The organism is Thioclava dalianensis (assembly GCF_000715505.1).
In the GTDB taxonomy this organism is placed as follows: domain Bacteria; phylum Pseudomonadota; class Alphaproteobacteria; order Rhodobacterales; family Rhodobacteraceae; genus Thioclava; species Thioclava dalianensis.
The window spans coordinates 107,748-132,761 of record NZ_JHEH01000001.1; the positions used below are offsets into that span (position 1 = coordinate 107,748).

Annotated in this window: 25 protein-coding genes; 3 read left to right on the forward strand and 22 right to left on the reverse strand. The window is 62.5% G+C overall.

The annotated features are described in order from the left end of the window. The first annotated feature begins 84 nt into the window (after window positions 1-84). On the forward strand, window positions 85-633 hold the full coding sequence (hpt, locus tag DL1_RS00575; RefSeq protein WP_038060899.1) for a hypoxanthine phosphoribosyltransferase: 549 nt from the start codon (window positions 85-87) through the stop codon (window positions 631-633). Continuing rightward, window positions 630-812: a hypothetical protein gene (locus tag DL1_RS00580; protein WP_038060902.1), complete on the forward strand. Its 183-nt coding sequence runs from the start codon at window positions 630-632 to the stop codon at window positions 810-812. The genes hpt and DL1_RS00580 overlap by 4 nt, the downstream gene beginning before the upstream one ends. Before the next feature lie 9 nt (window positions 813-821). On the opposite strand, the gene DL1_RS00585 is transcribed toward DL1_RS00580, so the two are convergent. The 9 genes from DL1_RS00585 to yajC form a co-directional block, all read right to left on the reverse strand. Further along, the gene (locus DL1_RS00585; RefSeq protein ID WP_038060904.1) at window positions 822-1,355 is read right to left on the reverse strand and encodes a DsbE family thiol:disulfide interchange protein; all 534 of its coding nucleotides are present in this window, start codon (window positions 1,353-1,355) and stop codon (window positions 822-824) included. Next, the gene (locus DL1_RS00590; protein ID WP_038060907.1) at window positions 1,348-1,566 is read right to left on the reverse strand and encodes a heme exporter protein CcmD; all 219 of its coding nucleotides are present in this window, start codon (window positions 1,564-1,566) and stop codon (window positions 1,348-1,350) included. The genes DL1_RS00585 and DL1_RS00590 overlap by 8 nt, the downstream gene beginning before the upstream one ends. Continuing rightward, complete coding sequence (locus DL1_RS00595) at window positions 1,563-2,291, reverse strand: heme ABC transporter permease (protein WP_038060910.1); 729 nt, start codon at window positions 2,289-2,291, stop codon at window positions 1,563-1,565. Before DL1_RS00595 ends, DL1_RS00590 begins: the two co-directional genes overlap by 4 nt. A 61-nt stretch (window positions 2,292-2,352) precedes the next feature. Then, a complete protein-coding gene (gene ccmB / locus DL1_RS00600; protein ID WP_038060913.1) occupies window positions 2,353-3,009 on the reverse strand; it encodes a heme exporter protein CcmB in 657 nt (218 codons plus the stop codon). Window positions 3,010-3,190: 181 nt separating this feature from the next. Further along, entirely contained in the window at window positions 3,191-3,838 is a 648-nt protein-coding gene (ccmA, locus tag DL1_RS00605; RefSeq protein ID WP_038060916.1) for a heme ABC exporter ATP-binding protein CcmA, read from the reverse strand. Between the two features lie 4 nt (window positions 3,839-3,842). Then, window positions 3,843-4,211: an Mth938-like domain-containing protein gene (locus DL1_RS00610; protein ID WP_038060921.1), complete on the reverse strand. Its 369-nt coding sequence runs from the start codon at window positions 4,209-4,211 to the stop codon at window positions 3,843-3,845. Next, entirely contained in the window at window positions 4,195-5,175 is a 981-nt protein-coding gene (gene secF, locus DL1_RS00615) for a protein translocase subunit SecF (RefSeq protein WP_038060924.1), read from the reverse strand. Before secF ends, DL1_RS00610 begins: the two co-directional genes overlap by 17 nt. A gap of 12 nt (window positions 5,176-5,187) precedes the next feature. Next, window positions 5,188-6,858 (reverse strand): protein translocase subunit SecD, encoded by a 1,671-nt coding sequence (gene secD, locus DL1_RS00620; RefSeq protein ID WP_038060927.1) that lies wholly within the window; start codon window positions 6,856-6,858, stop codon window positions 5,188-5,190. 21 nt (window positions 6,859-6,879) lie between these two features. Then, complete coding sequence (yajC, locus tag DL1_RS00625) at window positions 6,880-7,218, reverse strand: preprotein translocase subunit YajC (protein ID WP_143081705.1); 339 nt, start codon at window positions 7,216-7,218, stop codon at window positions 6,880-6,882. A 200-nt stretch (window positions 7,219-7,418) separates the two neighbouring features. Here yajC and mazG point away from each other — a divergent pair, with 200 nt between their 5' ends. Then, on the forward strand, window positions 7,419-8,261 hold the full coding sequence (gene mazG, locus DL1_RS00630) for a nucleoside triphosphate pyrophosphohydrolase (protein ID WP_038060929.1): 843 nt from the start codon (window positions 7,419-7,421) through the stop codon (window positions 8,259-8,261). A 55-nt stretch (window positions 8,262-8,316) separates the two neighbouring features. Here the strand turns inward: mazG and DL1_RS00635 are convergent, their stop codons facing one another. From DL1_RS00635 to sufC, 13 genes are all read right to left on the reverse strand, one after another. Next, window positions 8,317-9,156: a dipeptide ABC transporter ATP-binding protein gene (locus DL1_RS00635; RefSeq protein WP_038060932.1), complete on the reverse strand. Its 840-nt coding sequence runs from the start codon at window positions 9,154-9,156 to the stop codon at window positions 8,317-8,319. After that, window positions 9,153-9,986 (reverse strand): ABC transporter ATP-binding protein, encoded by an 834-nt coding sequence (locus DL1_RS00640; RefSeq protein WP_074854941.1) that lies wholly within the window; start codon window positions 9,984-9,986, stop codon window positions 9,153-9,155. Before DL1_RS00640 ends, DL1_RS00635 begins: the two co-directional genes overlap by 4 nt. Window positions 9,987-9,990: 4 nt before the next feature. After that, window positions 9,991-10,890: an ABC transporter permease subunit gene (locus tag DL1_RS00645; protein WP_038060934.1), complete on the reverse strand. Its 900-nt coding sequence runs from the start codon at window positions 10,888-10,890 to the stop codon at window positions 9,991-9,993. 5 nt (window positions 10,891-10,895) lie between these two features. Beyond that, a complete protein-coding gene (locus tag DL1_RS00650; protein WP_038060936.1) occupies window positions 10,896-11,903 on the reverse strand; it encodes an ABC transporter permease subunit in 1,008 nt (335 codons plus the stop codon). Between the two features lie 83 nt (window positions 11,904-11,986). After that, complete coding sequence (locus DL1_RS00655; RefSeq protein WP_038060938.1) at window positions 11,987-13,585, reverse strand: ABC transporter substrate-binding protein; 1,599 nt, start codon at window positions 13,583-13,585, stop codon at window positions 11,987-11,989. 193 nt (window positions 13,586-13,778) lie between these two features. Continuing rightward, window positions 13,779-14,657 carry a transglutaminase family protein gene (locus tag DL1_RS00660; RefSeq protein WP_038060940.1) on the reverse strand — a complete coding sequence of 293 codons (879 nt, stop codon included), beginning with the start codon at window positions 14,655-14,657 and terminating at the stop codon, window positions 13,779-13,781. A gap of 4 nt (window positions 14,658-14,661) precedes the next feature. Then, a complete protein-coding gene (locus DL1_RS00665) occupies window positions 14,662-17,079 on the reverse strand; it encodes a circularly permuted type 2 ATP-grasp protein (RefSeq protein ID WP_038060943.1) in 2,418 nt (805 codons plus the stop codon). A gap of 23 nt (window positions 17,080-17,102) precedes the next feature. Then, window positions 17,103-20,468: a transglutaminase family protein gene (locus tag DL1_RS00670; RefSeq protein WP_038060945.1), complete on the reverse strand. Its 3,366-nt coding sequence runs from the start codon at window positions 20,466-20,468 to the stop codon at window positions 17,103-17,105. Window positions 20,469-20,646: 178 nt separating this feature from the next. After that, window positions 20,647-21,867 carry a cysteine desulfurase gene (locus DL1_RS00675; protein WP_038060948.1) on the reverse strand — a complete coding sequence of 407 codons (1,221 nt, stop codon included), beginning with the start codon at window positions 21,865-21,867 and terminating at the stop codon, window positions 20,647-20,649. 9 nt (window positions 21,868-21,876) lie between these two features. Beyond that, window positions 21,877-22,458, reverse strand: a complete 582-nt coding sequence (locus DL1_RS00680; protein ID WP_038060950.1) for a YIP1 family protein — start codon at window positions 22,456-22,458, stop codon at window positions 21,877-21,879. After that, window positions 22,458-22,949 carry a Yip1 family protein gene (locus DL1_RS00685; protein WP_038060953.1) on the reverse strand — a complete coding sequence of 164 codons (492 nt, stop codon included), beginning with the start codon at window positions 22,947-22,949 and terminating at the stop codon, window positions 22,458-22,460. The genes DL1_RS00680 and DL1_RS00685 overlap by 1 nt, the downstream gene beginning before the upstream one ends. Window positions 22,950-22,952: 3 nt before the next feature. Continuing rightward, window positions 22,953-24,230 carry a SufB/SufD family protein gene (locus tag DL1_RS00690; RefSeq protein WP_038060956.1) on the reverse strand — a complete coding sequence of 426 codons (1,278 nt, stop codon included), beginning with the start codon at window positions 24,228-24,230 and terminating at the stop codon, window positions 22,953-22,955. Continuing rightward, window positions 24,230-25,003 (reverse strand): Fe-S cluster assembly ATPase SufC, encoded by a 774-nt coding sequence (sufC, locus tag DL1_RS00695; RefSeq protein ID WP_038060959.1) that lies wholly within the window; start codon window positions 25,001-25,003, stop codon window positions 24,230-24,232. The genes DL1_RS00690 and sufC overlap by 1 nt, the downstream gene beginning before the upstream one ends. Window positions 25,004-25,014 lie beyond the last annotated feature (11 nt).

A 25,014-nucleotide genomic window follows, 5' to 3' on the forward strand; every position in this document is an offset into this window, starting at 1 on the left:
TTGCGCCCCTTGATGCGATAAAGCAGGGGGCAAAGGCAAGCCCTGCCCCCGCATTCCTGCCCATCTGACAAGAGGCCCCGGACCATGTCGCACATTCCCTATGAGATCGATCAGATGATCTCGGCCAAGCAGATCGCAGCGCGTGTCGAGGCGCTTGCCCGCGAGATCACGCAAAACTACGCCGATACCGACAAGCTGGTCGTGGTGGGCCTACTGCGCGGCTCATTCGTGTTCATCGCCGATCTGGTGCGCGAGATAGATCTGCCCATCGAGGTCGATTTCCTCGAGGCCTCTTCCTATGGCGACGGAATGCAAAGCTCCCGCGAGGTGCGCATTCTCAAGGACCTGCGTGCCGGGATCGAGGGGCGCGATGTGCTGGTGGTCGAGGATATCGTGGATACCGGCTTCACCCTGCGCCATGTGATGGGGCTGTTGCGTGCGCGCGGCCCAAACAAGCTTGAATGCTGCGCGCTCCTCGATAAACCCTCGCGGCGCGAGGCCGATGTCTCTGCGACATGGATCGGCTTTGAGATCCCCGATGAATTTGTCGTGGGCTATGGCATCGATTATGCCCAACGCAATCGCAACCTGCCTTTCATCGGCAAGGTGCGCTTCACGGATGCGCCGGAATGAACTTCATGTGGCTGATGCGGATGGCGCGCTGGGTGCGCCGCCCGCCCTCGATGCTTCAGGTCAAGATCGTGGCCGTGGTCATCGTGATCGTGATCGCCCTGGTCGCGCTCGACTGGCTGGGCCTCTGGCCCGACTGGGCGCGCATGGACCCGCGCGCGATGCGCCATATCCGGCCCTGAGCCGGGCGCTCAGCGCGTCTGCGCCTCTTCAAGGATCGGACGCAGGCGCTGCGCGATTACCCGCTCCGTCACCGGGCCTGCGAAGCGAAACAACACCTTGCCCTGACCGTCGATCACAAACGTCTCGGGCACGCCGTAGACCCCCCAATTGAGCGCCATTTGCCCTTTCGGATCAGCGCCCAGCTCGGCATAAGGATTGCCCATCTCGCGCAGGAACCCCTGCGCATTTGCGGGCGCATCCTTGTAATTGACGCCAAAGATCTCGACCCCCTCGCGTGCGAGTGCCTCGAGATTGGGATGCTCGACGCGGCACGGCGCACACCACGAGGCCCAGAAATTTACCAGCTTGATCTTGCCATCGCGCAGATCGGCATCGGTGAAAGGCTTGGCGCCCGGGAAGGCCTCGATCTGCACGGGCGGTGCGAATTTGCCCGCAAAAGCCGTCGGAAGCTGGCTCGGGTCGTCGCGATTCATCCCCCAGATGAACATTCCCGCAAGGGCCGCAAACGCGAGCGGTGGCAATAGCATCAGCGGCTTAACCATTGGACATCCTCTCGCGCCGCGCCTCGGCCTCGGCCAGCGCCCGCTTGACGCGCGCGCTTCGCCACAGGCTGATCGCGACGAGGGCAATCAGTAAAATCAGCGTCGCACTCCACGCGATATTGACCGTATAGGTGTAGGATTTGACGGACGGATCGACGAGGACCACACCGCCTTCGGTGATCGTGCCGGGGGTCTGCGCGGTCTCGCTCATGCCATGCGCTCCCGTTGCTGCAACGCGCCCAGACGGCGCAGCCGGATCTCTGTGCGGGTGCGGATCAGCACCAGAGCCACGAAGAAGAACACAAAGCCCGCGATACACAGCAAAAGCGGGAACCAATAGACATCCGCAATATGCTTTTGCTTGTCGAGCGACAGCGTCGCCCCCTGATGCAGCCCCTGATTCCAGAAATTCGCCGCATAGCGCGAGAGCACCGCAAAGACCGCGCCCACAAGGCATAGCACGCCCGTCAGATCGGCGGCGGTGTCTGGATCCTCAACCGCAGCCCAAAGCGCGATATAGCCCAGATAGAACAGGAACAGGATCAGAAACGAGGTCAGCCGCGGATCCCATTCCCACCATGTCCCCCACATAGGCTCGCCCCAGACCGCACCTGTGATCAGCGCGATCAGCGTCATCACAGCCCCGATGGGGGCGGCCGCCCGCGCAGCCAAGGCCGAGACATGGTGGCGCCGGATCAGCCAGATCAGCGAGGTCACCAGCATCATCCCCCAGATGTTGATTGCCATCATCGCGGCGGGCACATGGACATAGATCACCTTCACCGAGCCGCCGAAATTCTCCGCATTGGGCACGAAGAAATAGCCCCAGACCATGCCGCTGAGCAGACAGATCGCGGCCAGCGCAATCACATAGGGCAGCACACGCCCGGACAGGCGCATGAACTTGACGGGGTTTGCATATTCCCAGATCGACATGGGGCCTCTGCTCTTTGATCGCCTCTCTCGGGCGTCTCTATCATGTTTCGCGCGGATGGCTCTAGCGCAGATTGACGCGGATTGCGGCGGCAGCCGCAAAGGGGATGAGAGCGACGCTCGCCGCCGTAATACCAGCCAGCATCAGGAGCGGGATCTGCGTGGCCATGCCCTGCGCCCCGCGGCTCACCAACTCTGCGCCGAAAATCAGGGTCGGGACGTAGAAGGGCAAGACCAGCAAGGACAACAAAAGCCCGCCCCGTTTGAGCCCGACCGTCAGCGCCGCCCCAAACGTGCCCAGCACCGAGAGCGCGGGCGTGCCCAGCAACAGCGACAGCACCAGCCAGCCCTGCGCATCCCCCGGCAGATGCAGCAACAGCCCAAAGACCGGCGCTGCGATCACCAAGGGCAGCCCCGTCGTCAGCCAATGGGCCAAAGCCTTCATCACGACCACTCCCTCAAGCGGGATCGGCGCGCTCACCAGAAGATCGAGCGAGCCATCCTCGTAATCCAGCGCGAAAATGCGATCCAATGAGAGCAGGCAGGCCAGCAAAGCGCCCAGCCACAAGATCCCCGGTGCAATCCGCGCCAGAATATCGCCCTGCGGCCCGACCCCGAACGGCACGAGCGTCACCACGATCAGGAAAAACGCAAGCCCCAGCCCAAAGCCGCCGCCCGCGCGCACCGCCAGCCGTAGATCCCGGATCAACAACGCGATCATGCCAGACCTCGCGCGGCCCAGAGCGACCGGAGGGCGCTGCCCCCCTCGGACAAACCCCGCAGGGCTTTGCCAGCCCCCCCCGGGATATTTGGCTCAAGAGGACGGAAGGCGTCCTGATCTTCGACTTGATATAAATATCCCCGCCGGAGGCTCCCCAGCGTGCAGAGGCGCTGAGGGGCGATCACGAGAGCACCTCGTCAAAGGCGCCAGAGATGCCGCCCGCCTCGGGCGCGCGGGCTTTGTAAGGGGTCAGGTCAAGATCGCGGGAAGACACCAGCCCGAGATCGATATGGGTGGCCATAAGTGCCGATCCGCCCTGCCCCAGATGATCCGCGATCACGCGCGCGAAAAGGGCAACGGAGTCCGTATCAAGCGACACCGTCGGCTCATCGAGCATCCAGATCGGGCGACCGGTCACCAGCAAACGAGCCAAACCCAAGCGGCGTTTCTGGCCTGCCGAGAGGCTGTTTGCGGGGCGTTCGGCCAAGGTCTCGAGGTTCATTTGAGACAGCGGCTCCGAGATATCACGCGTGCCATGGACCGCGGCCCAGAACCGCAGGTTCTCGGCCACGCTCAGCGTCGCTTTGATCCCGTCGGAATGGGCGGCATAGGCGATGCTTTCGGGCGGCACCGAGACCTCGCCCGCGAGCGCTGGTTGCAGGCCTGCCAGCGTGCGCAGCAAGGTGGTCTTTCCGATGCCATTGGGGCCGCGCAGCACCAGCGCCTCACCCGGTGCAAGCGCAAAGCTTACCCCTTCGAGCACCGCAAGACCGCCACGCGCCACGGCGAGGTTCTCGACGCGGAGACCGCTGGCCGGGTCCGCCGCCATGGGCTCAGCCCGCCTCCGGCATGGCAAGCAACGCGCAGCCGATCCGGCGGCCTTCGGAGAGCAGCACATTGTAGCTGCGCGCGGCTGTGGGCGTGGCCATCGCCTCGCACATGATGCCGCGCTCCTCGAGTGTATCGAGCATCTCATGCGGCAGGTGCGACAGCTCGGCTCCCGTGCCGATGAACAGAAGGTCAATCTGCCCGGCCAGCGCCAGCAGCGCTGCGGTATCGTCAAAGCCGCCCCAGACGCCTTTGCGATCCGCCATCAGCCACAGATTGCCCGAATGCACCTCTCCCGCGACCCGGAAAAATCCCGGGCCATATCCGTCGATCGGCAGCGAGTTGCCGAAATTGGCCTCAGTCAGTAGCGACATCCGTTTTCTCGAAGAACTTCTCGGAAGGGTCCTTCTTCTCCTTGTTGCGATCGAGACCGATGAACAAAACGATGTTCTTGGCGACATAGACCGAGGAATATGTCCCTACGATCACGCCCCAGGTCATTGCGAAGACGAAGTTACGGATCACGTCGCCGCCCAGCACCAAAAGCGCAATCAGCGCCAGCAGCGTCGTGCCACTGGTCATCACGGTGCGCGAGAGCGTCTCGTTGACCGACACGTTCATGACATCGCGCAGCGGCATCTTTTTGTACTTCACGAGGTTTTCGCGCAGCCGGTCAAAGACGACCACGGTGTCGTTGATCGAATAGCCCAAGATCGTGAGCAAGGCCGCGATGATCGACAGATCGAACCTGAGCTGGAAGAGCGAGAAAATGCCAACCGTCACCGTCACGTCATGGATCAGTGCGGCAACAGCCCCCAATGAGAACTGCCACTCAAATCGCAGCCAGACATAGATCAGGATCGCCGCGACAGCCGCGAGCACGGACCAGACCGCCGTCCAGACCAGCTCTCCCGAGACCTTCGGGCCGATGGATTCGGTCGAGGTGATCTTGACGTCCTTGTTGACCTTTTGCAGCGCGCTCAGCACATCTGCTTGGGTCTGGGGCGAGATCGCCTCCTGCCCGTCCTGCGCCTGAATGCGCACGGTGGCCACGTGCTGATCGGCCCGGAAGTTCGGATCAAAGACCTGCGTGATCGCGACATCGCCCAGCCCCAGAGGCGCGATTGCTTCGCGATACTGGCCGACATCGACGGGAATATCGCTCTCGGTGCGGATCGTGGTGCCGCCCCGGAAGTCGATCCCGAGATTGAGCCCCATGGTCAGCACCAGAACGATCGAGGCCAGCACCATGAAGACCGAGAAACCGAACGTGGCCCTCTGATGGCGGAAGAAATCGAAATTGGTCGTATCCGGGACCAGTTTTAGACGGAATGCCATGTGTCTGCTCCCTTACAGGTTGAGTTCTTTGGGCCGCTTGCGCGCGAACCAGATGGTGACGAACAGTCGGGTGACCCAGATCGCGGTGAAGACCGAGGTGATGATACCGATCAGGAAGGTCACAGCAAAGCCCCGCACCGGACCTGCGCCCAGCACGAACAAGATCACAGCCGTCAGGAAGGTAGTGACGTTGGCATCGACAATCGCCGACATCGCCCGTTCATAGCCCAGCTCGATGGCGCGGGCGGCCTTGCCCTTCTTGGTGTTTCGCAGCTCCTCTCGGATCCGCTCGAACACAAGCACGTTGGCATCGACCGCAGTGCCCATCGTGAGCACGATCCCCGCGATCCCCGGCAATGTCAGCGTGCCGCCGATCAGCGACATGATCGCGAAGATCAGCGCGATGTTGATCCCCAGCGCCAGCGAGGCGAAGAAGCCAAAGAGGCCATAAGAGGCGATCATGAAGCCCACGACCGCGACGGCACCCACGACGGCGGCCAGCTTGCCGGCCCGGATCGAATCCGCGCCAAGCTCTGGGCCGATGGTGCGTTCTTCGAGGAAGGTCATCGAGGCGGGCAACGCGCCTGCGCGCAGCAAAAGCGCCAGATCGGTTGCTTCCTTGACGGTGAAGCGCCCCGTAATGATCCCCGAGCCGCCTGCGATATGCGATTGGATCGTGGGGGCCGAGATCACCTTATTGTCGAGCACGATGGCAAAGGGCTTGCCGATATTGGCCTGCGTGTAATCGCCAAAGGTCCGCGCCGCCGAGACGTTGAAGCGGAACGCCACCGCCGGATAGCCGTTTTGATCGGTATCGGGGCGCGCATCGGTCAGATCCTCGCCGCTCACGACGGGCGTGCTGTCGAGCACGTAATAGAGCCCCTTCTGATCGGACGACGGCAAAACTTCCTGCCCCGGGCTCACGGTCGCGTTCGGGTTCGATGTGGTCGAGATCACCGAGTTGAAAGTGAGCTTGGCGGTTGTCCCGATGAGCTGCTTGAGCTCTTGTGCCGATTTCAGACCCGGCACCTGGATCAGGATCCGGTCGCCACCCTCGCGTACGATGGTGGGCTCACGGGTGCCCGCCGCATCGATCCGGCGCCGCACGATTTCGAGCGATTGCTGCAAGGTGCGATCATCGGTCGCGGCTTTCTCGGCATCCGAGAGCTGAATGACAAGCTGGTCATTTTGCACCGTGATCGAGAGCGTCTTCTGGCCAACACCGGTCAGAGAAGAGACCGGATTGTTGAGCGTCTCTGCAATCTGAAGCGCCTTTTGCATCTGATCGGCATTGCCGATGCGGATGCGCAGCACGCCCGGATCGGCCTTAATGCGGCGGATCGCGCCCAGCGTCGAGCGCTGCTCGGACAGCGCCTTGCGGAATTCCGGCCAGAGCGAATCCACGCGGCTTTTATAGACATCGGCCACATTGACCTGCGCCAGAAGTTGCGCCCCGCCCCGCAGATCCAAGCCAAGATTGACCAGCTCAGAGGGCATCCAATCGGGCCATCCCGCCTGCGCCTCTTTCTGCGCATCGGTCTGCGCTCCGTTCTTGGTCAGGGCCGCGAGTGCGTCATTATGCCCCTCGACCCGGTTGTAAAAGACGTTCGGCAACGCAAAAACGATCCCTGCCAAGATAATGGCAAGGATCAGCACGCGCTTCCACAGCGGGATCTGCAACATGGGCGATAGGCTTTCGGTTTGTTATTCGGCGCTCTTGGCGGGCTCGGTCTTGGAGATAACCTGAACGATGGTCGATTTGATGACACGGACCTTCACGCCCTGAGCGATCTCAACCTCGACTTCGCCATCGTCGCGCAGATGCGACACTTTGCCAAGAATCCCGCCTTGCGTGATGACTTGGTCACCGCGCCGAAGCGCCTCAACCATCGCTTTGTGTTCCTTGACCTTTTTCTGCTGCGGCCGGATCATCAGGAAGTAGACGATCACGAAAATCAGGATCAGTGGCAGGAATTGCCCGAAAGCTGCGATCGGGCTGGCGGAACCGCCAGCGGCTTGGGCGAATGCGGGAGTTACGAACATTTTGTGGTCCTTTGTCGTTGGGCCTTGGGGGCGATTGCCCCGAACTGTCGGCGCGCACACTATCCGTGGCCTCTGCGCTTGGCAAGGCGATGGCGGGGCCTGTTTCAGCCTATTCACGCCCCGATGATGCCCGGTGTGGTGGACTTTGGGCGCCGACCCCGTCTAGGGTCCGCGCGTCCTCAGCCTACGGAGCGTGATCCATGCCAAATTATGACCCCGATCTGATCTTTGATGCGCAGGGCGGCTACCTCCGCCAGTTCGAGCGTCTGGTGGGGATCATGGCGGCCCTGCGCGACCCAGAGCATGGCTGCCCATGGGATATCGCGCAGGATTATGCCTCGATCGCGCCCTACACGATCGAGGAAGCCCATGAAGTCGCGGATGCGATTGCCCGACAGGCTTGGGACGAGCTGCCCGGAGAGCTGGGCGATCTGGCGCTTCAGGTGATTTATCACGCGCAGATGGCGCGCGAGGACGGGCATTTCGACATCGCCGACGTGCTGGGTGCAATCAATGCCAAGATGGTCGCGCGCCACCCGCATGTGTTTGGCGATCAGAGCCGCGACAAGAGCCCTGAGCAGCAGACCGCCGATTGGGAGGCGATCAAGGCCGCAGAGCGCCGCGCTGCGGGCAAATCCGAGCGTGTGGGCGTGCTCGATGGGGTGGCGCTCGGCCTGCCCGCATTGACCCGCGCGATCAAGCTGCAAAACCGCGCGGCGCGCGTGGGGTTTGACTGGCCCGCGACCGATCAGGTGCTCGACAAGATCACCGAGGAGGCCGCCGAGCTCGTCGAGGCGCGCGACGATCTGGGGCCCGAAGAGCTGGCTGAGGAATATGGCGACCTGCTTTTCGTCATGGTCAATCTGGGCCGCCATCTGGGGCTGGACCCGGAAGCAGCCCTGCGCGCAGCCAATGCGAAATTCACTCGCCGTTTCAACTACATCGAGGCCGAACTTGAGACGCGCGGCAAGGTGCCGTCGGACAGCGATCTGGCCGAGATGGACGCGCTTTGGGATCAGGCGAAGGCGGCGGGCGTCAAGTAGCGCGCCGCCCGCCGGGATGCGCAGGTCCGGGCTGGAGAGCCCGGACCCGTCTCACTCAGGCGCTCTCGAAAAGAGCCCGGCGCCGCGCCTGCCGCGCCCGGATCTTCTCTATATCGGCAACCGGGGTCGCGGCCAGCAGCGTGCGCGTATACTCATGCTGCGGATCTGCGAAAATCGCATCGCGCGACGTGTGCTCGACGACCTCGCCATCTTTCATCACCATCACCTCATCGGCGAAGTAGCGCACCACCGACAGATCGTGGCTGACAAAGACATAGGTCAGATCAAACTCGTCCTGCAAATCCTTGAGAAGGTTCAAGACTTGCGCCTGAACCGACAGATCCAAGGCCGAGACCGGCTCGTCGAGGATCAGGATTTTCGGATTGAGCATCAAGGCCCGCGCAATCGCGATCCGCTGACGTTGACCACCCGAGAACATATGCGGATAGCGGTTGTAGTGCGCCGCCTGTAGCCCGACCTTCTCCAGCATCGCCTCGGCGCGCGCGCGGCGTTCGGCAGCGGGGATCTTGGTGTTGATGATCAGCGGCTCGGTCAGCACCTCGCCCACCTTCTGGCGCGGATTGAGCGAGCTATAGGGGTTTTGAAACACGATCTGGATCTTGGCGCGCAGATCGGGCGTGACCTTGCGCGCGGTGATGTCGATCTTTTGCCCCTCGATCAGCAGATCGCCGGAATTGGCCGGATCGATCAGCGTCAGGATGCGTGCCAGCGTCGACTTGCCGCAGCCGGACTCGCCCACGATGGCCAGCGTACGCCCCTCTTCGAGCGCGAAAGAGATCCCGTGCAAGGCGCGGATGACGCGCGCGGGCCGCATGAAGCCGCCCGAGACGATATAGTCACGCGTCACATTGCGGGTTTCGAGAACAACGCTCATAGCTGACCCTCCCAACCATCGGCCACGGTCAACAGACGGTCTCCGGTTGCGTTTTCCGGCAAAGCCGCCAGCAGAGCCCGTGTATAGGGATGTTGCGGATTTTCAAACAGCTGCAACACATCGGCCTCCTCGAGCTTCTTGCCCTGATATTGCACCGAAACCCGGTCGGCGGTCTCGGCCACCACGCCCATATCGTGGGTGATCATGATCAGCCCCATGCCTTGTTCTTCTTGCAACGCCATCAGCAGATCGAGGATCTGCTTTTGGATCGTCACATCCAGCGCGGTCGTGGGCTCATCTGCGATCAGCAGCTTGGGTTTGCACGCAATCGCCATCGCGATCATCACGCGCTGGCACTGCCCGCCCGAAAGCTGGTGCGGATATGAGTTGAGCCGCCGCTCAGGCTCGGGGATGCCCACGGAGTCGAACAGCTCAAGCGCACGGGTGCGCGCCGCCTTCCCCGAGAGCCCCAGATGGCGCGCCAGCACCTCCTCGACCTGATAGCCGCAGGTGAAAGAGGGGTTGAGCGAGGAGATCGGCTCTTGGAAGATCATCGAGATGTCATGGCCGATGATCGCGCGACGATCGCGCGCGCTCATCGTGAGCATATCGCGCCCGTCGAACATCATCTCATCAGCAGTGATCCGGGCGGTCGGAGGCAACAGCCCCATGAAGGCCAGCATCGAGACCGATTTGCCCGAGCCACTCTCGCCCACGATGGCCAGAACCTCGCGCTGCTCGACATCGACATCGATACTGTCAACGGCGCGGAACAACCCCGTCGCAGTTTCGAACTCGACCGTAAGATTGCGGATTTTCAATAGCGCCATGATATCAGCTCCGCTTCAGTTTCGGGTCGAGCGCATCGCGCAGGCCATCACCCATCAGGTTGATCGCAAGCACGGTGATCAGGATCGCAAGGCCGGGGAAGGTCACGACCCACCACGCACGCAAGATGAACTCGCGCGCCTCCGACAGCATCGTGCCCCATTCGGGCGTCGGCGGCTGCGCGCCCATCCCGAGAAAGCCAAGCGCTGCCACATCGAGGATCGCGTTGGAAAAGCTCAGCGTGCCCTGCACGATCAGCGGTGCGAGGCAGTTGGGCAAAACGGTGCGGAACATCAGCCGTGTATTGCGCGCGCCCGCCACTTGGGCAGCCATCACGTAATCGCGGTTCTTCTCAGACAGCACCGCCGCGCGGGTCAGACGGGCGAAATGCGGCTGATAGACGATTGCGATGGCGATCATCGCATTGATCAGCCCCGGCCCCAGCACCGCCACGAAGACCAGTGCGAGCAGCAGCGACGGGAAGGCGAGGATGACATCCATCACGCGCATGATCACCGTGTCGATCCAGCCGCCAAACCAGCCCGCAACCAGACCAAGGATCACCCCCGCGCTGAGCGCAAGCACGACGACGAAGAAGCCCACGAAGAGCGAGTAGCGCGCGCCGAACAGGAGCCGCGCGAGGATGTCACGCCCGACCGCATCCGTACCAAGCCAGAAATGGCCATGTGCGGTATCGGTTAAAGGCGGCGCAAGCAGCGCGTCGCGATATTGCATATCGGGGGCATGGGGCGACAGAAATTGCGCGAAGATCGCCGATAGGAGGATCAGAGTGAAGACCACAAGCGCAATAACAGCGCCGCGGTTCTCTTTGAAATAAAACCAGAATTCGGCAAGCTGCGCGCGGCGTGTGCCGACTGGAATCGAGGATTGGGTTTGCTCAGTCATCGCGCTCACCTATGCCGGATACGAGGGTTGATTAGACCGTAAAGCAGGTCGACGATCAGGTTCACGAGCATCACGATCACAGCGATCAGCAATAGCCCGCCCTGCACCGAGGGGTAGTCGCGCCGAGAGATCGAATCGACCATCCATTTGCCGATGCCCGGCCAGCTGAAGATCGTCTCGGTCAGGATCGCGCCTGCCATCAGCATACCGACCTGAAGGCCGATGGTGGTGATCACCGGGATCATCGCATTGCGCAACGCATGGACGCCAATCACGCGGCGCGGCGGCATCCCCTTGGCACGCGCGGTGCGCACGTAATCCTCGCCCAGCACTTCGAGCATGGCCGAGCGAGTCTGGCGGGCGATCACGGCAAGCGGAATAGTGGCCAACACGATGGCGGGCAGCACGAGGTGGCTCAGCGCCGAGGTCAGCGCACCCTTTTGCCCCGAGGCAATCGCATCCCAGATCATGAAATTCGTGCCATTGGGGAAGTAATACATCAGCGAGATCCGCCCCGAGACCGGCGTCCAATGCAGCACGCCCGAGAACAGAATGATCAGCAACAGGCCCCACCAGAAGATCGGCATCGAATAGCCCACGAGGGCCGCGCCCATCGAGATCTGGTCGAACCACGAGCCGCGCCGGATCGCGGCCAGCACGCCCACCGGCACACCGATGACGATCGCCAGGAACATCGCACAGATGCCCAGCTCCAAAGTGGCGGGAAACAGGGTGAAGAATTCGTGCAGAACCGGACGGTGGGTCACAAGGCTGTTGCCCAGATCGCCATGCAGCACCTTCCAGACGAATTCGAGATATTGTTGCCAGATCGGCCGGTCAAAGCCGAGGGCGGCGGCGAGTTCGGCATGGCGCTCGGGCGTGAGCCCATGCTCGCCGGCCATCAGCAGCACCGGGTCGCCGGGCAGAACCCGCACGAAGCCGAAGGCCACGATGGTGATCCCGATCAATGTCGGTATCAGCCAGAGAATTTTTCCGATGAAGAATCTGATCATGTCTGCTCGTTTTCCAGGCGCAAGGAACGGTCGAGGCGCCCGGAAACCTCCGGGCGCCTCATAAAGTGTTCTAAGAGTACGGATTACTCAGAGATATCAACGCCGTAGAAGTCGTGACCGCCCAGCGGGCTCATCACATAGCCGGTGACTTTCTTCGACATCGGCATGAACACGGTCGAATGCGCGAGCGTGTCCCACGGAGCTTGCTCTTTGAAGACGACCTGCGCCTGTTCATAAAGCTTCGCACGCTCGGATTGATCCGAGACCTGCTTGGCCTTGTTGATCAGATCGTTGAAATCCTTGTCGCACCAGAAGGCCCGGTTGGCCCCGGTCTCCGCGCCCGCGCAGCTCAAAAGCACGCCCAGGAAGTTGTCCGGATCGCCATTGTCGCCGGTCCAGCCGAGGATCACAGCGCCATTGCGGTTCGGATCTTTCGACTTTTCGAGATACTCGCCCCATTCATAGGAGACGATATTGGCGGTCACGCCCACTTTGGCGAGATCGGATTGCATCAGTTCGGCGGTCCGGCGCGCGTTGGGCATGTAGGGACGCTGAACGGGCATCGCCCAGATGTTCATCGTCAGATCCTTCACGCCCGCATCGGCGAGCATTTTCTTTGCGGCTTCAGGATCGTAGGAGTCGTCCTTGATGTCTTTGTTATAGCCCCACATGGTCGGCGGGATCGGGTTCTTGGCGACTTGGCCCGCCCCTTGGAACACCGCGTCGATGATCGCTTGCTTGTTGATCGACATGTTGAGGGCCTTGCGGACCTTGGGATTGTCGAACGGCGCCATCTTGGTGTTATAGGCGAGATAGGCCACGTTCAGACCGGGCTGTTCCTCGACCTTGAGGTTCGGATCGGCCTTGAGCGCGTCGATATCTGCAGGCGTCGGATAAGGCATGATCTGGCACTCGCCCGCCTGCAATTTCTGCATGCGCACAGCCGGATCGGGCGTGATCGCAAAGATCAGATCGTCGATCGGCGCTTTGCCCTTGAAGTAGTCCGGGTTCGCTTTGTAGCGGATCACGGCGTCTTTCTGATAGGCGACGAATTCGAACGGACCGGTGCCCACCGGCACGTTGTTCAGCTCGGCCTCTTTGCCTTCAGAGGCCAGCTTGTCGGTGTATTCCTTGGACATGATCGAGGCGAAGTCCATCGCGAGATCGGCGAGGAACGGGGCATTCGGCTCGTTCAGCGTGAACTTGACCGTCATGTCATCGACCTTCTCGACCGATTTCAGGATCTTGGGCAGGTCCATCGCGTTGTAATATTCGTAGGAAATCCCCGGCGCATATTGATAATAGGGGTTATTCTTATCGGCCTGACGGTCGAACGAGAAGACCACGTCATCGGCGTTGAAATCGCGAGTGGGCGTAAAGCCCTGGACCGAGTGGAATTTGACACCCGGGCGCAGGTGGAACGTGTAGGTCAGCCCGTCATCCGAGATATCCCAGCTTTTGGCCAGACCGGGCTCGACCTCGGTGGTGCCGGGCTTGAACTCGACAAGCTGGTCATAGACCGGATGCGAGGACGCATCGAACGTCGTGCCGGAAGTGTAGGGCGCGGGATCGAATCCCTCAGGCGATGCCTCGGAGCAATAGACCAGCGTTTTGGCCCCGGCGGCACCGGCAGTCATCGCGACCGCAGCAGCCCCTGCCAGAAGCATTGAGCGAAGTTTCATGATTTATCCTTCCTGTTAGCTTTAGCCAGATTGTGTCGCCCCGCCATTTTCATCGGTCGGGTTTCGACGCAAACTTGTCACAGAGTTAAACTGGGTTTGATCCGCTGGTCAACAAATGCCGTAGCGTTGCCGTGAGCGTCCCGTGACAAAAGCCCTCACTTTGTCGTGGATCGCGCGGGAAAACAGGGCGCTCTTACGCCTGCGGGATCACATCGACCGCCTGAGCGCTTTCCTGACCGCCCGCCCCGCGCATCGCCCCGCGCAGGGGTGGCACGTCATCATAGTCACGCCCGTAACCCACGGTGATGTAATCCTCGCCCGCGCTTTGATTGTTGGTCGGATCGAACTCGACCCAGCCCATCTCGGCTCCGGCCCAGGCCCGCACCCAAGCATGCATTGCATCGGCCCCCTCAAGGCGCGGCTGGCCGGGCGGCGGATAGGTGCGCAGGAACCCCGAGACATAGCCCGCAGGCACCCCAATCCCGCGCAGCGCGCTGATCATGATATGTGAAAAATCCTGACAGACACCGTGGCGCTTGGCGAAGGCTTCGGCCGCGGGCGTGTTCACATCGGTGGCCTGCGCATCAAAGCTCATCTGCGCAAAAAGCGCTTTGCCGACGGCGGTGATCGCCTCATAGACCGTCATGCCGGGGCGCAGTTGATCGCGGGCAAACGCAGTCATCTCCGGATCTGGCCCGGCGCGCCCCGAGGCTGCGAGGAAATGATGCGGGCTTGCGGGCTCAAGGCTGTGCTGGGCCGCCAGCTCGCCCGGCAGATCCGAAAGCTGGCGCGAGAAATCAAAGGTCGGGGGCGCGGTCTTGCGCTCGACCTGCGCCGTCATTTGCACCGAAATCTCGGCAATCGGTCGATGCCACGCCGCCGATGTCAGCGCAGTGCCGAAGAAATCCACGCTTTCATAGCGCTCCGAAGGGGCCGGGTCGAAGGTCAAAAGCCGCGCGCGAACGACCTGCGTGCCCGCAATATCCGAGGGCAACAGGCGCAGTAGGTTGCGCGCGTGATCGGTCGGCGAATCGTAGCTATAGGTTAATCTCAGCTTCACCTCATAGAGCATTGATTTACCTCATGTATTGATCTGAGATGAGGTCAGAGAGCTGAAAGAGCTGTGTGCGCAGACGCGCCAGAAACTCCGGTGTAACCGAGCGCGGCTCGGCCACCATCAACTCCGTGCGCAACGGCAAAAGCGCGCGCAGGATCGGCCCGGGTCGGCCGGCACTTTCGGCATTGGGAAGCGCTTCAAGATTTGCTTTCAAATCATTGATCAAAAACAAGATTGCGCGCGGATTATCGGCGTCGAGGACCAGCAGATCCAGCACGGTCTCGGGGCTTGTGGCCACGCGGTAGCGCCGTTGATGGGTGATCACGCTATCACCCACCTCGACCACCAGATCGAGCGCGCCCTCGGGGGCTGTCTCATCGCAAAAGCGGATCAACAGAGAGGCGGTCGCGGCTGAGCGCTCCAGCGCCCGCCCGACCGATAGGAAACGCCAGCCCGCAAAGCGGTACATGTTTTCATGCACAAGGCCGGTAAACCCTGTGATCTTGCGCAAAAGCACGCCCATCGCGCGGGCGGTATCATCGCCCGGGCGCGCGGTTTCCGTCATTTCCCGGGCTGTCTTGGCCAGATCTTGCAGTGCAAGCCAGCCATCGGTGGAGAACCGGTCGCGCACTTTCGAGGCACAGATCCGCGCCGCATCGAGCCGCGCGATCAGCCCTGAGGGCACGGGTTCGGAGACATCGATCCCCACATCATCGAGAAATTGCGCCAACCGTCTGAGACGTTTCTCGTCGATGCTGCCGGTCGCGGCCAGTCGCAGGTGGTAGGCCCGGATCAGGCGTACCGCATCTTCGCAGCGCTCGATATAGCGGCCCAGCCAATACAGGTTATCGGCGGCGCGCGCGGGCAGCGTACCGGGGCTGCGACGGCGAAAGCCGCGCGCGCTGTCGGGCGCCATCGTGAGCGGCGGCACCGCCCGGTCAGAGACGACCCAGACATCGGCCACAGCGCCGCCACTTTGCATCGACAGCGCGGTGGCATCGCCCTGCGGGCCGATCCGGGCATAGCCCCCCTTCATGAAGCGCCAGCCCTGCGGCGTGCGCGCGGCAAAGACCCGGACCGTCATCGGGCGCGGCTGGAGCGAGCCGCCGCCCGGTGCATCTTGCCATGCAGGCGTGGTCGAGAGCGTCACCGCCTCTTGACCGACAAGCTGGCCGCCCTCAGCCTCCAGCCACTGCGCGATGGAGCTGCGCGCGACACCGCGAAACGCCCCGCCAAGCGCCGTGGTGGCATCGAGATCAAAGGGCAGATCTACCGCCATCGCAGGCCCGATCATCATCTGATCGGCATGCGCGCGCACATGCGCACGCTCGCGCGCTGCGCCGCACCACCATGTCGCGATATTGGGCATCTTCAGCGGCTGGCCGTGCAGCACCCGCGAAATATGGGGTAAGAAGGCCATCAATGCGCGGGTCTCCAACACGCCCGCGCCAAGCGCATTGACCATCGCGATATTGCCCAGCCGCACCGCCTCCATCATCCCCGGCGTACCGATCTGGCTATGCGGAGAGAGCGCCAGCGGATCCATGAAGCCCGCATCCATCCGACGCCAAAGCGCCCCTAAAGGCTGCGGCCCCTCGATGGTGCGCACCATGGCCTGACCGTTCTCGACGAGCAGATCCTCGCCTTCCAGCAGCGGCAGACCCAGATAGCGCGCGATATAGGTATGCTCGTAATAGCCATCGCTCGCCGGGCCCGGCGTCAGGATCGCGGCGCGCGCGGGGCGCTCACGCCCCTGCCCGCTCAGGTCCTCAAGCGCGTTGCGGAATTCGGTGAAAAAGCCCGCCAGCTTGTGGATACGGTCGCGCGGGAAGCGTTCGGGGAAGATCCGCCCCGTGGCCATCCGGTTTTCCAGCGCAAAGCCCGCGCCCGAAGGCGCCTGCGCCCGGTCGCCAAGGACAAACCATGTGCCATCGGGCGAGCGTCCGATCTCGAAGGCGAGAAAATGCAGGTAATGCCCACCGCGCGGCGGCACGCCCACCATCGGACGCAGCCAGTGGCGATTGCCCGCGATGAGTTCGGGCGGCAGATGCCCGTCCGAGACCAGACGCCCCGGCCCGTAGAGATCCGCCATCACCGCTTCAAGCAGATCGGCGCGCTGCGCCAGCCCCTCGCAGATACCCGCCCATTCCCGCTCGTGCAGGATCACCGGGATATGGCTGAGCGGCCATTCGCGCTCGGCTAGCACATCATTGGAATAGCGCCGGTAATAGACGCCCGCATCGCGCAGATATTGATCGCCACGTTCGAACCGGCGCGGGATCTCCTCCGGCTCCAGCGACAAGAACCGCTCGACGAAGGGCCGCCAGACGGGCCGCATATTGCCTTGCGCGTCAAACAGCTCATCGGCGACGCCGGGCGCTGGCTGGTAGCTCTCCAGCAGGCGGTGGCGCGCGAAGGGGCTTGGCTTGGACAACATGCGGGCTCCGGGATCTTCTTGGGTCAGCTCAGCCCGATTGGCCTACGCAGGTCAAGCGTATACGGGAATTCCGGGTGTGTGCGCTCGGGTTCCGGGCGATAATTCCCCGGCGTATAGCCATGGCCCTCAAAGCGCGCAAGCCTGCGTGCCTCGGCCTCGTTGCCATTGATCGGGAAGGTGTCATAGCTGCGCCCGCCCGGATGGGCCACGTGATAGACACAGCCCGCAATCGCCCGCCCCGTCCAGCTGTCATAGATGTCGAAGGTGAGCGGCGCATTGACCGGCAAAGTGGGATGGAGCGCCTCAGCCGGCTGCCACGCCTTGTAGCGCACGCCCGCCACCGATTTGCCCGAGATGCTGGTTTTCGTCAGCGGCACGGGGCGGCGATTGCACATCACCTGATAGCGGTCTTGATGCAGCGAGGTCATTGTGACCTGCAACCGCTCGACCGAGCTGTCGGTATAGCGCACCGTGCCCCCGATCGCGCCGGTCTCGCCCAGCACATGCCACGGCTCCAACGCTTGACGGATCTCCAGATGGACGCCCTCGGCCTCGATCTGGCCGCAGAACGGGAAGCGGAACTCGGCCTGCGCCTCGAACCATTGCGGATCGAGGTCAAAGCCGTGATCGCGCAGATCGGCCAGCAAATCGAGAAGATCTTCCCACAGGAAATGCGGCAGCATGAAGCGGTCATGCAGCACCGTGCCCCAGCGCACCGGCTTGCCCGAAATCGGCGCATTCCAGCACCGCGCAATGATCGCACGCAGCAGCAATTGCTGGGCCAGCGACATGCGCGGATCCGGCGGCATCTCGAAGCCGCGGAACTCCACCAGCCCCAGCCGACCCGTCGGGCCATCGGGCGAGAACATCTTGTCGATGCAGATCTCGGCACGGTGGGTGTTGCCCGTCACATCCGTGAGCATGTTGCGCAACAGCCGATCCACCAGCCATGCGGGCGGCACCGCGCCTTCGCTCGGCGGATTGATCTGGCTCAGCGCGATTTCCAGCTCATAGAGCGTGTCGTGGCGGGCCTCGTCGATGCGCGGCGCCTGCGAGGTCGGGCCGATGAACAGCCCCGAGAACAGGTAGCTCAGACAGGGATGGCGCTGCCATGTCAGGATCAATGATTTCAACAGATCGGGGCGGCGCAGGAACGGGCTGTCGAGCAATGTCTCGCCGCCCACGACCACATGGTTGCCGCCGCCGGTGCCGGTATGGCGACCGTCGATCATGAATTTATCCGCCCCCAGACGCGACTGGCGGGCCTCTTCGTAGATCGCCTCGGTGGTGGCCACGCATTCCTCCCAGCTATGGGCGGGATGGATATTCACCTCGATCACGCCGGGATCGGGGGCCACGCGGATCACGTTCATTCGCGGATCAGAGGGCGGCGCATAGCCCTCGATATGGATCGGCAAGCCCACGGCCTGCGCGCTGTGCTCGGCTGCGGCCAGAAGCTCCAGATAATCCTCCAGATCCTCGGTGGGCGGCATGAAGACACAGAGCCGTCCATCACGCGGCTCAACCGAGATCGCGGTGCGCACCACGCCATTGATCGCGTTGAGATCCTGCTCGACGATGGTTTGGCCGGGCTCTGCGCTTTGCGCCTCGGACACGGGCTGGCTGTGCTCGCGCGTGGGTGCTGCGACCAGATCAGCCTCTGGCTTTTGCTCGTGGAAGTCGGGCAGCTCGCCCTTGGGCAATGAGGTGTCGGTCTCAAAATGATAGGGGTATTGGCTGGGCGGCACATGCGGCAGCGCGCCCAGCGGCAAACGGAACCCCGCCGGGCTGTCGCCGGGGATCAAAAACAGCTTACCGCGCCGGGTCGTCCATTTCTCGGAGCGCCAGCGGTTGCCGGGCTGCGCCTTGGATTGCCAGCGCTGGATCGGCAGGATGAAGCCCGTGGGCTTGTCCAACCCGCGCGCAAAGACCCGGGCGAACCGCGCGCGATCCTCGGGGTTTTTCAGCTTGCTGTCCTCGGGGGTGACATTTTCCGGCAGGTTGCCCTCTTTGAGCATCCATTCGGCGGGATCTTCATAGGCGGGCTGGGCGTGCTCTGGCTCAAGACCCAATTGCCGCGCGATGCCGCGCATCAACGCGCCGGCCTCATCAGGGCCAGCCCCGGTCTCGGTGCCTTCGCGCGCAATCAGCGCCTCGTCGCGCCAGACCGGCTTTTCGTCGCGCCGCCAATACAGCGAGAACGTCCAGCGCGGCAGGCTCTCGCCCGGATACCACTTGCCCTGTCCGTAATGCAAAAAGCCACCCGGCGCGAAGCGATCACGCAGACGCCGGATCAGCTCATCGGCCAGTTTGCGTTTTTGCGGGCCGACGGCGGCGGTGTTCCACTCTTCGCTTTCGAAATCATCAATGCTCACAAAGGTCGGCTCGCCACCCATGGTGAGGCGCACATCGCCCGCAGCAAGACTCTCATCGACCTTGCGCCCCAGCGCATTGAGCCGTGCCCATGCCTCATCCGAGAAGGGTTTGGTGATGCGCGGATGCTCGGCCACACGGGTCACCGACATGTCGAAATCGAATGTGACCTCGGGCGTGCCGTTGGAGGAATAACCCCCTGAAATCGGGGCGGCATTGCGGTAATGCGGGGTGGCTGCCAGCGGAATATGGCTCTCGCCGGTCAGCAGGCCCGAGGTCGGATCAAAGCCGATCCAGCCCGCGCCCGGCAGAAACACCTCGCACCACGCATGCAGATCGGTGAAGTCGTGATCGGTACCCGATGGCCCGTCGAGCGCCTGCAGATCGGGCTTGAGCTGGATCAGGTAGCCCGACACGAACCGCGCCGCAAAACCCAGATGCCGCAGCGCTTGCACCAGCAGCCATGCGCTGTCGCGACACGAGCCAGACCCGATCGCCAAAGTCTCTTCGGGGGTCTGCACCCCCGGCTCCAGCCGGATCGTGTAATTGACCGCGCGCGAGACCTGCGCATTCAGAGAGATCAGGAAATCGACCGTGCGCGAGGTGCTGCGGTCGATCTGCCCCATGAACTGCGCAAGCAACGGCCCCTCAGCCTCGGGCCTGCGATAGATCGACAGATCCTCGCGCAGATCCTCGGGGTATTCAAAGGGCCACTCCTCTGCCCCTTCCTCGACGAAGAAATCGAACGGGTTATAAACCGTCATATCGGCGGTCAGATCGACCTCGATCTTGAACTCGCGGACCGGCTCGGGAAAGACGAAACGCGCGAGCCAGTTGCCATAGGGGTCTTGCTGGTGGTTCACGAAATGCCCACCCGGGCTGACCTTGAGCGAGTGCGAAATCACCCGTGTGCGCGAATGCGGCGCGGGCCGCAGACGGATCAGCTGCGGACCCAGCGTCACGGGCCGATCATAGATGTAATGGGTCAAGTGGTGAATGCTGGCATGAATCGCCATGAGTTTCGGCCCCGCTCGTTGTTCACATCAAGACTAGCGCCGATATGCACGGGAAAAACCCGCAAAACGTCGGTATGCGGGCAATTGCTGTTCAACTGCAGGCAATTGCGCATAATTTAGGCATGGGCAGCGCGGGCGATCTGCTGGGATCGGACCGTGCCACGCGCTGTTTCAGGCTTTATCCCAGCAACTCATTGCACAGCTCAAGCGCTGAGACCAGCGCATCGGCCTCCGCACGGGTGTTATACATCGCAAATGAGGCCCGCGCGGGGGCCGACACGCCCAGCCACTCCATCAGCGGCCCCGCGCAGTGATGGCCCGCGCGTACGGCCACGCCGCGCTTGTCGAGAATCGTCGAGATATCATGCGGATGCGCCGGTCCGCCCAGCGTCATCGAGAAGATCGCGCCCTTGCCCGGCGCGGTGCCCTGCACGTTGAGCCAGTTCAGCCCCTGAAGCTTGCTGGCGGTATAGTCGCGCAGATCGGCCTCATGGGCTGCGATGTTGTCCATGCCGATGCCCATCAGATAGTCGAGTGCTACGCCCATCCCGATCTGCTGAGCAATCCCGGGTGTGCCTGCCTCGAATTTCATCGGCGGCTTGTTATAGGTGACCGCATCGCGCGTGACCGTGTCGATCATATCGCCACCGCCCAAGAAGGGGCGCATCTCGGCCATCCGCTCGCGCCGGATATGGATCGCCCCCGACCCTGAGGGCCCGTAAAGCTTATGGCCGGTGATGGCGTAGAAATCCGCGCCGATCTCTTCGAGATCAACCGGGCCATGCACCGCCGCCTGCGAGCCATCGACCAGCGTGGCAATGCCCTTTGCGCGCGCGGCATGGGCAATGGTTCGCACATCGACCTTGGTGCCCAGCACATTGGACATATGGGTGATGGCGATCAGCCGGGTCTTGTCGGTGACGGCCTCCAGCACTTTCTCGGGCGGCAGCGAGCCGTCCACATCGGGCTCGACCCATTTGAGCACAACCCCCTGACGTTCGCGCAGGAAATGCCACGGTACGATATTGGCATGGTGCTCCATCACGCTGAGCACAATCTCATCGCCCGGCTGAAAGCGCGGCGCGGCCCAAGCGTAGGAGACCAGATTGATCCCTTCGGTCGTGCCGGTGGTGAAGACGATCTCTTCTTCATCCTTCACGCCGAGGAAGCGCGCCACTTTCGCCCGCGTGCCCTCGTATTTCTCGGTCGCGATATTGGAGAGCGTATGCAGCCCGCGATGGACGTTGGCATAGTCATTCTCATAGAGGTCGCGCACCGCGTCGATCACCACGCGCGGCTTTTGCGCCGAGGCTCCGCTATCGAGATAAACCAGCGGTTTGCCGTTGATCTGACGCTGCAGGATCGGGAAATCGGCGCGAATCTTTTCGATATCAAACATAGTCGCTCCTCACACGCCCGCAGGCATTTGCACAAGCCCGGTCGAGACCAGGATCAGCCCGGCGACAACCGCAGAGCCGATGAAGCCCAGCAATACGCCCACAGCCACAGCGAAGGGGTTTTCAAACCCGTGCAGCACCATCGTGAACTGCACCAGCAGGAAAAACAGCAAACCGATCAACAGCACCGACATGATCGTCGCCGAGATCGGGAAAAACACCATCAACAGAACTTGGATCATCTGGCCGATCATCAGAACGAATTCTATCCAGCTGATCAGCACCACAGCATCGGAAAACCGCCCCGTCCCGCCAAAGCGCTGGCCGATAAAGCTCAGCACGGCTGCGCCGTAAAGGATCAGCGCGGCCTGAAGGCCGACCACGGCGATCGGAGACGTGATCTCTCCCATATCGACCTTGGTGATCTGGGTGAACACGATCTGAGCGAGCGTGCCCAGAAGTGCGGTCAGGATCACCACGATCATCATCGCCAGAAACCGCGCGCCCATCGGCAGGTTCAGCGCGAGAATGTCGCGCGCCACCGATTGCGGGTCCGAAAAGCTGCGCGCAAGCATATCCCTCAGCTCGGGCATCAGGCCGGCTCCCTCTCGAATTCGGCCACGCGAAGACCCGCGAACCAAAACACCACAAACCCCGCAAAAACGAGGATCGACACGACGCTCAGCTGAGTGCCCGGGCCGATCAGCCCCGCCACCAGCCCTTGCAGCAGCATCAAGGGCGCAATCGCCAGCATCGTCCAAAACAACGCGACACGCGCGCCGTACCAGTCACCCTGCCCGCCGACAAGCCGCGCGCCAAGGTGACCAAGCGCCGCAAGCAGGTAGAATAGCGGGACCGTTGCCAGCAGCGCCAGCATCGTGCCCATCATCAGACCGACCATCGGCTGATCGGGATTGTCATGGGCCAGCCGCGACAGGCGCGGCCATTGGCCAATGAAAATCATTGCCAGCGCGATGAGCAAAAACATCAGCGCACGCGCCTCCGAGCGCGGTCGCGCCAGATGCGCGCGCATCACCGCCCGAGGGCGGCGATAGCTGCGCAGGATGTCATCGGTGGCGGACATCGCTTAGCCGCGATGCCGCGCAAGCCAGCTTTCAAGCCGGGTGACGATCTCGTCGCGGAACTGCTCATCGGCGATCTCTTCGATCGCATCGGCCAAGAAGGACAGAACCAGAAGTGCGGTCGCCTCCTCATGCGGCACCCCGCGCGAGCGCAGATAGAACAGCGCCGTCTCGTCGATCGCACCGGTGGTCGAGCCGTGGCTGCACACCACGTCATCGGCGTAGATCTCAAGCTCGGGCTTGGCCAGAAACTCGCTGTCTTCGTCAAGCAGCAGCGACTGGCTGATCTGATAGCCATCGGTCTTTTGCGCGCCGGGTTTCACCAGGATCTTGCCTTGGAAAATCCCCTCGGCGCCGTTCTTGAGCACCTTCTTGAAGACCTGACGGCTCTCGCCGCGCTCGGCCCCATGGGTGATGAAAACGGTGTCGTCATGGTGGAACGGATCGGATTTCGCGTCCCCAAGGGCCGCGCCTGCGACATGAGCATTGGCATCATCGCCCACGATATCGATCACGCATTCATTGCGGGTGAGCGCGCCGTTCGACGTCAGCGTAAAGCTCTTGAAGAGCCCGTGCTCGGCCACCCGGGTGAAGATCCCGGTCACGGCACGGCGCGCATGATCGCGGCCCTGCACGCGGATATGGTGGAACTGCGCGCCCTTGGCGACATCGACTTCCCAAAGCTGATTGGCCCGCGCGCCTGCCGTTCCGGTCTCCAGAACGGTGATCTCCGCGCCCTCTTCCAGCTTCACAAGGTGATGCAGGATCGGGTCGCAAACCTCTGAGCTGTAATCATAAATCACATTGACAGGCTTCGAGGCCCGTCCGGTGACGCGGATCAAGATCCCATCGGTTGCCGAGGCCGTGTTAAGCGTGGCGAAGGGGCGCGCAACGGGGGTTTGGCCCGCCGCCTCAAGCGTGCCGTAAAGCCCGCTCGCCCAGTTCACATCGCCCGCCTCTGCGAGCCGCAGGATCTCGATCCCCTCAAGGGCCAGATCATCGGAGGCTTCGGCGTCGAACACACCATCGCGAAACACGATCTTGAGCCGATCAATATCGCCAAACAGCTCGGGCTCGTCATCGACGAAGGGCGTGGCCGGAACCGGCTCGGGCGCGATCAGATCGGTCGGGTTGGTCCAGCGCCAATACTCGTCGCGCCGCCCCGGAAGCCCCATCGCGTTCAAGCGGTCGCGCGCGTCGCGGCGGGCGGGGCCAAACCCGTCTGGCAAGCTCACGCGGGCCAGCCGCGCCTCGGCGGGGGTCATTTTCTCGACTGCCGACATTACGCCATCTCCTGCGCGATACCGTGCTTGGCGAGCAGATCAGCATAGCCGTTCTTCTCGACCTCCATCGCCAGATCCGGGCCGCCGGTTTCGATGATCCGGCCACCGGCCATGATATGCACCACATCGGGTTTGATGTGATCGAGCAGGCGCTGGTAGTGCGTGATCACAAGGAAGGAGCGCCCCGCATCACGCAGCGCGTTCACACCATCGGCCACCAGACGCATCGCATCGACATCAAGACCGGAATCGGTCTCGTCGAGGATGCACATCTTCGGCTCGAGGATCGCCATCTGCAGGATTTCGTTGCGCTTTTTCTCACCGCCCGAGAAGCCCACATTGACCGGGCGCTTGAGCATATCGGCATCGATCTTGAGCGATTTCGCCTTTTCGCGCACCAGCTTGAGGAAGTCGCCCGCCGAGATCTCGGCCTCGCCGCGCGCTTTGCGCTGCGCGTTGAGCGCGGTGCGCAGGAAAGTCATATTGCCCACACCGGGGATCTCGACGGGATATTGGAAGGCCAGAAACAGACCGGCTGCGGCGCGCTCTTCAGGCTCGGCCTCCAGCAGATCCAAACCGTTGAGCGAGGCTTCGCCCTCGGTGACCTCATAGCCGTCACGACCCGAGAGCACATAGCTGAGCGTGGATTTACCCGAGCCATTCGGCCCCATGATCGCGTGAACCTTGCCAGCCTCGACGCTCAGATCGACGCCTTTGAGGATTTGCTTGTCCTCGTCTTCAAGTTTGACGTGCAGGTTTTTGATTTCCAACATGATTCGGTCCT

Bases quoted from the DNA above. Each gene is read 5' to 3' on its own strand.
- hpt (WP_038060899.1), top strand. From the start codon at position 85: ATGTCGCACATTCCCTATGAGATCGATCAGATGATCTCGGCCAAGCAG.
- DL1_RS00580 (WP_038060902.1), top strand. From the start codon at position 630: ATGAACTTCATGTGGCTGATGCGGATGGCGCGCTGGGTGCGCCGCCCG.
- DL1_RS00585 (WP_038060904.1), bottom strand. From the start codon at position 1,355: ATGGTTAAGCCGCTGATGCTATTGCCACCGCTCGCGTTTGCGGCCCTT.
- DL1_RS00590 (WP_038060907.1), bottom strand. From the start codon at position 1,566: ATGAGCGAGACCGCGCAGACCCCCGGCACGATCACCGAAGGCGGTGTG.
- DL1_RS00595 (WP_038060910.1), bottom strand. From the start codon at position 2,291: ATGTCGATCTGGGAATATGCAAACCCCGTCAAGTTCATGCGCCTGTCC.
- ccmB (WP_038060913.1), bottom strand. From the start codon at position 3,009: ATGATCGCGTTGTTGATCCGGGATCTACGGCTGGCGGTGCGCGCGGGC.
- ccmA (WP_038060916.1), bottom strand. From the start codon at position 3,838: ATGGCGGCGGACCCGGCCAGCGGTCTCCGCGTCGAGAACCTCGCCGTG.
- DL1_RS00610 (WP_038060921.1), bottom strand. From the start codon at position 4,211: ATGTCGCTACTGACTGAGGCCAATTTCGGCAACTCGCTGCCGATCGAC.
- secF (WP_038060924.1), bottom strand. From the start codon at position 5,175: ATGGCATTCCGTCTAAAACTGGTCCCGGATACGACCAATTTCGATTTC.
- secD (WP_038060927.1), bottom strand. From the start codon at position 6,858: ATGTTGCAGATCCCGCTGTGGAAGCGCGTGCTGATCCTTGCCATTATC.
- yajC (WP_143081705.1), bottom strand. From the start codon at position 7,218: ATGTTCGTAACTCCCGCATTCGCCCAAGCCGCTGGCGGTTCCGCCAGC.
- mazG (WP_038060929.1), top strand. From the start codon at position 7,419: ATGCCAAATTATGACCCCGATCTGATCTTTGATGCGCAGGGCGGCTAC.
- DL1_RS00635 (WP_038060932.1), bottom strand. From the start codon at position 9,156: ATGAGCGTTGTTCTCGAAACCCGCAATGTGACGCGTGACTATATCGTC.
- DL1_RS00640 (WP_074854941.1), bottom strand. From the start codon at position 9,986: ATGGCGCTATTGAAAATCCGCAATCTTACGGTCGAGTTCGAAACTGCG.
- DL1_RS00645 (WP_038060934.1), bottom strand. From the start codon at position 10,890: ATGACTGAGCAAACCCAATCCTCGATTCCAGTCGGCACACGCCGCGCG.
- DL1_RS00650 (WP_038060936.1), bottom strand. From the start codon at position 11,903: ATGATCAGATTCTTCATCGGAAAAATTCTCTGGCTGATACCGACATTG.
- DL1_RS00655 (WP_038060938.1), bottom strand. From the start codon at position 13,585: ATGAAACTTCGCTCAATGCTTCTGGCAGGGGCTGCTGCGGTCGCGATG.
- DL1_RS00660 (WP_038060940.1), bottom strand. From the start codon at position 14,657: ATGCTCTATGAGGTGAAGCTGAGATTAACCTATAGCTACGATTCGCCG.
- DL1_RS00665 (WP_038060943.1), bottom strand. From the start codon at position 17,079: ATGTTGTCCAAGCCAAGCCCCTTCGCGCGCCACCGCCTGCTGGAGAGC.
- DL1_RS00670 (WP_038060945.1), bottom strand. From the start codon at position 20,468: ATGGCGATTCATGCCAGCATTCACCACTTGACCCATTACATCTATGAT.
- DL1_RS00675 (WP_038060948.1), bottom strand. From the start codon at position 21,867: ATGTTTGATATCGAAAAGATTCGCGCCGATTTCCCGATCCTGCAGCGT.
- DL1_RS00680 (WP_038060950.1), bottom strand. From the start codon at position 22,458: ATGCCCGAGCTGAGGGATATGCTTGCGCGCAGCTTTTCGGACCCGCAA.
- DL1_RS00685 (WP_038060953.1), bottom strand. From the start codon at position 22,949: ATGTCCGCCACCGATGACATCCTGCGCAGCTATCGCCGCCCTCGGGCG.
- DL1_RS00690 (WP_038060956.1), bottom strand. From the start codon at position 24,230: ATGTCGGCAGTCGAGAAAATGACCCCCGCCGAGGCGCGGCTGGCCCGC.
- sufC (WP_038060959.1), bottom strand. From the start codon at position 25,003: ATGTTGGAAATCAAAAACCTGCACGTCAAACTTGAAGACGAGGACAAG.